The organism is Corallococcus sp. 4LFB, assembly GCF_046520365.1.
Taxonomy (GTDB): Bacteria; Myxococcota; Myxococcia; order Myxococcales; family Myxococcaceae; genus Corallococcus; species Corallococcus caeni.
Genome location: NZ_JBKGHJ010000602.1, coordinates 1 through 4,432, shown reverse-complemented (window position 1 = coordinate 4,432; position 4,432 = coordinate 1). Strand labels below are relative to the sequence as shown.

The 4,432-nt window shown below is 71.6% G+C and carries 3 protein-coding genes and 2 pseudogenes; 4 read left to right on the top strand and 1 reads right to left on the bottom strand.

Annotated features, from left to right (window positions below):
* Nucleotides 1-166: 166 nt before the first annotated feature.
* Nucleotides 167-1,927 carry a DNA polymerase/3'-5' exonuclease PolX gene (polX, locus tag ACLEQD_RS37805; protein ID WP_410390712.1) on the bottom strand — a complete coding sequence of 587 codons (1,761 nt, stop codon included), beginning with the start codon at nucleotides 1,925-1,927 and terminating at the stop codon, nucleotides 167-169.
* Between the two features lie 66 nt (nucleotides 1,928-1,993).
* Here polX and ACLEQD_RS37800 point away from each other — a divergent pair, with 66 nt between their 5' ends.
* The 4 genes and pseudogenes from ACLEQD_RS37800 to ACLEQD_RS37785 all read left to right on the top strand — a co-directional run.
* Nucleotides 1,994-2,308 (top strand): Rieske (2Fe-2S) protein, encoded by a 315-nt coding sequence (locus tag ACLEQD_RS37800; protein WP_171416198.1) that lies wholly within the window; start codon nucleotides 1,994-1,996, stop codon nucleotides 2,306-2,308.
* 234 nt (nucleotides 2,309-2,542) lie between these two features.
* A complete protein-coding gene (locus ACLEQD_RS37795) occupies nucleotides 2,543-3,010 on the top strand; it encodes a molybdenum cofactor biosynthesis protein B (protein WP_410390713.1) in 468 nt (155 codons plus the stop codon).
* 58 nt (nucleotides 3,011-3,068) lie between these two features.
* Nucleotides 3,069-3,997, top strand: a pseudogene (locus ACLEQD_RS37790) (TIGR02757 family protein).
* Nucleotides 3,998-4,137: 140 nt separating this feature from the next.
* Nucleotides 4,138-4,432, top strand: a pseudogene (locus ACLEQD_RS37785) (hybrid sensor histidine kinase/response regulator); the annotation flags it as partial.

Sequence of the window (4,432 nt, the reverse complement as noted above, 5' to 3'; positions counted from 1 at the left end):
GCCGCGCACGCGCACCGACGAGCGGGCGTGCAGCTCCAGCACGCGCTGGAGGTCGGCGCGCGACGGACGGGCCTCCGCGCCGGCCCGCGTGGGCAGGGCCAGGAGGAAAGAGAGGAGGGCGGGGATGAGGACGAGCGGGCGGAACATCTTCGCGCCCGCGAGCCTATCAGCGCTCCCGCAGGGCGGCGAGGAAGCTCTCCGCGGACCGGGTGTTGAGGATGTCCTTCTTCCTCGCCCAGCCCCGGCGCGCCGTGGCCACCGCGTAGGCCAGGTTCTTCAGGTCCTCCTGCCGGTGCGCGTCGCAGCTCACCACCAGCTTCACCCCGAGTCCCACGGCCTGCCGCACGTACTCGGCCTTGAGGTCCAGGCGCGCCGGCTTGCCGTTGATCTCCACCGCGACGCCGCGCTCGCGGGCGCGCTCCAGCACCTCCTCCATGCGCAGCGCGTACGGCTCGCGGCTCTGGATGAGGCGCCCGGTGGGGTGTCCCAGGATGTGCAGGTGCGGGTTGTCCAGCGCGGCCAGCACCCGGCGCGTCATCTGGTCCTCGTCCATGGAGTGGCGCACGTGGATGGAGGCGATGACGACCTCCAGCTGCTCCAGCACGCTGTCCGCGTAGTCCAGCGCCCCCGACTCCAGGATGTCCACCTCGATGCCCTTGAGCAGCCGCACCCCGGGCACCGCCGCGTTCACGCGGTCGATCTCCTCCCACTGCCGCTTGAGGTCGTCCACCTTCAGGCCGCCCGCGTGGATGGCCGCCTCGCTGTGCTCGGTGATGGTGAGGTACTTGAGCCCCAGCGCCTGCGCCGCGCGCGCCATCTCCTCCAGCGTGTCGCGGCCGTCGGACCAGGTGCTGTGCGCATGCACCGCGCCCTGCACGTCCTCGAGCGTCACCAGGTCCTCCGGCAGCTTCCCGGCCCGCGCGGCCTCGAACTCGCCGTTGTCCTCGCGCAGCTCCGGCGGCACCTCCTGCATGTCCAGCAGCCGGTACAGCGTCGCCTCGTCGGGGACGGGGACCTTGGTGCCGTCCTCGCGGTGCACGCCCCACTCCGAAATCTTCAGGCCCTTCTCATGGCCCAGGTTGCGCAGCCGGATGTGGTGCGCCTTGGAGCCGGTGAAGTGGTGCAGCGCGGTGGCGAAGTCCTCGTCCGGCAGCACGCGCAGGTCCACCTGGAGGTCGCCCTGCACCATGCGCACGGAGCACTTGCTGTCGCCCTTGCCAATCACCGTGGCCACGCCCGGCGCGTTCGCGAGCGCGTCCAGCACCGGCCCCGCGTCCGCCGCGGAGGCGATGAGGTCCACGTCGGACACCGTCTCCGCGCGCCGGCGCACGCTGCCGCCCAGGCTGGCGCGCACCACGCCGGGGGCCTGGCGGATCTGCTCCAGCAGCCCCTCCGCGATGGGCAGCGCGTCTCCCAACAGCTTCCGCTCACCGCGTGCGCGCCGGTACACCGCGATGCCGTCCAGGAGCTTCGCCTCGCTCTTGGCGCCGAAGCCCTTGAGCCCCCGCACGCGGCCGTCGCGGCAGGCGCGCTCCAGGTCCTCGATGCTGCCCACCTGGAGCTCGCTCCACAGGGCCGCCACCTTCTTCGGGCCCACGTCCGGCAGCTTCATCAGCTCCAGCAGGCCGGCGGGGAACTGGGCCTTCAGCTCCTCGAAGGCCGTCATGCGGCCGGTCGTCACCAGCTCGGTGAGCTTGTCGGCGAGCCCCGGGCCGATGCCCTGGAGTTCCTGCAGGCGGCCCTGGGTGACGACGGCGCCCAGCTCCTGCGGCAGGTTCGCGATGCGGTCGGCGGCGATGTCGTAGGCGCGGACGCGGAAGCCGCTCTGCCCCTGGAGCTGGAGCAAGAGGGACATGTCCCGGAGGAGCTGGGCGACGGCCGCCTTGTCGGTGAGCACGGCGGTGGAGGGTGTCACGTCGGGAGTCACGGTCGGGAAATTAATGCCGGGGGAACAGGGGTGCAGGCCCGGACATGTTGTGGGAAAAGGAACGCAATGACGAAGATCAAGCTGGGACCCGCGGACTTCGCCGAGAGGGAGATGCGGGGCTACGAAGTGGGCAAGCGCAATGTCTGCATCGCGAAGATCCACGGCCGCTACAAGGGCCTCGATGACTGGTGCAACCACGCCGGGTGCCTGCTGTCGGGCGGGCGCATCGAGGACAACATGGTCGTGTGCCCCTGCCACGAAGTCGGCTTCGACATGGACACGGGCGCCAACGCCACCTCCCCCGGCGTCTGTGACGACCAGCCGACGGTGCAGCTCACGGTCGAGGACGGAAACCTCGTCGTCGACCTTCCCGACGCCTGACCCTCGCACCGCCACCTTCCGCCTTCAGGAGCGTCCACCATGGGACACGACGGACACGATCACGACCATGACCACGGTCACGGCCATCACCACCACGGCCACTCGCACGACCACGGTCACGGCCACTCGCACGACCACGACCACGACCACGACCACTCGCACGGCCATGACCACGACCACGGTCATTCGCACGAGGGCTCGGCGGTGGCGGCGGAGCACAAGTCGCGCGCGCCGGTGCATGTCAGCGCGTACGTGGTGACGTGCTCGGACAGCCGGGACGAGGCGCACGACGGCAGCGGGAAGGACCTGCGCGAGGGCCTGGCCGCCGCGGGGCACACCGTCGCCGGGCACACGGTGGTGAAGGATGATCCGGAGGCCATCCGGGGCGCGCTCGCGCAGGCGCAGGCGGCGGGGGCCCGCGCGGTGCTCTTCACGGGCGGCACCGGCATTGGCCGGCGCGACTGCACGGTGGAGACGCTGCGCGCGCTCTTCGACAAGGAGCTGCCCGGCTTCGGCGAGCTGTTCCGGATGCTGTCGTACCAGCGCATCGGCAGCCCCGCGATGATGTCGCGCGCCACGGCGGGCACGTACCAGGGGATGATCCTCTTCGCGCTGCCGGGCTCGCCGCAGGCCGTGAAGCTGGCGCTGGACGCGCTCATCCTCCCGGAGCTGGGTCACGCGGTGCGCGAGCTCACGCGTTAGGACTGGAAGGACGCGGCCCTCCCGCCGCGTTCCTACCCACGACGTGGGAGTCCGCGAGATGAAGAGGCGCCGTGTCGCGCACACAGGGTTGAGCATCCAGGCCGCCGAGCGCCTGCGTCCTCGCCTGGATGCCTTCCTGGCCTCCACCGACGCGAAGGCACGCATCGGGTTCGACCCGGTGGAGTTCCCCCACCGCTACTCGGATCCGCGCGACGTGGAGGTCAGCGCACTGCTCGCGGCGGCGCTGGCCTACGGGCGCGCGGACCTCTTCCGCCCGAAGGTGGACGCGCTCCTGAGGCAGATGGGCCCGTCGCCCGCGGCCTTCGTGCGCGCGCTCACGTGGCGGGCGCGAAGGCGCTCCTCACGGGCTTCGTGTACCGCTTCAACGTGGGCACCGACCTCGCGGTGCTGCTGCTGGGCATGGGCCGCGCGCTGCGCGAGCACGGCAGCCTGGAGGCCCTGTTCGTCCAGGGCTGGAAGGCGAGCGGCACGCTCCACGGCGCGCTCGCGGCCTTCACCGCCGCGCTGCGGGACGTGCCCATGGACGCGCTCCGGAAGGCGATGGGCCCGGAGCGGGGCCTGCACCACCTGCTGCCGTCGCCGCTGGGGCCGGGCGCGGCGAAGCGCCTCAACCTGTACCTGCGCTGGATGGTGCGCGGGCCGGACGCGGTGGACTTCGGCATCTGGAAGCAGGTGCCCGCATCAGCACTGCTGGTCCCATTGGACACGCACATCGGACGGATGGCGCTCCACCTGGGGCTCACGAAGCGCACGGACCTCACCTGGCGCACGGCGGAGGAGGTGACGGCGTCGCTGCGAGCGTTGGACCCGGAAGACCCCGTCCGCTACGACTTTGCTTTGTGCCACTACGGCATGAGTGGCGCGTGCCCGGCGAAGACGGTGCCCCAGCACTGCGCGCGGTGTGCGCTCCTACCTTCCTGCAAGGTAGGCCCCCGCGCCGTGGCGCGAAGTTCCGTGCAAATCTGAGTCCCACTGGACCCGGAAATGGGCTACGGGCAGTCCGCGAGACCCCGCGTTGACGGGTTGGTGTGGTCAAGGCTGCAATGCGGCCGGGCAACACGGGCGGAATGATCCCGTGGGGCGCGAGGAGCGACGCGGTGCACGCAATGCTGGTGGCGGTCCCAGCCACGGTGGCCCAGGACGTGGAGCGTGACCTGTGCGCCACGGCCGAAGGGCGCGCGTGCCGCGTGATCCGCGTCGAGTCCCCGCCGGAGCCGCTGCCCGAGGGGCTCCTCGTCCTGTGGGACCATGGCGGCCCGCTGGAGGCCGTGAAGGCGCGCTGCCAGTGGGCGCACGCGCGGCGGTTGCCGACGCGCACGTGGCTGGTGGTGCTGACGACGCGCGACGGTGAGGAGGCGGAGGCGCTGATCAGCGCGGGCGCGGACGAGTGCGTGGCCCGCC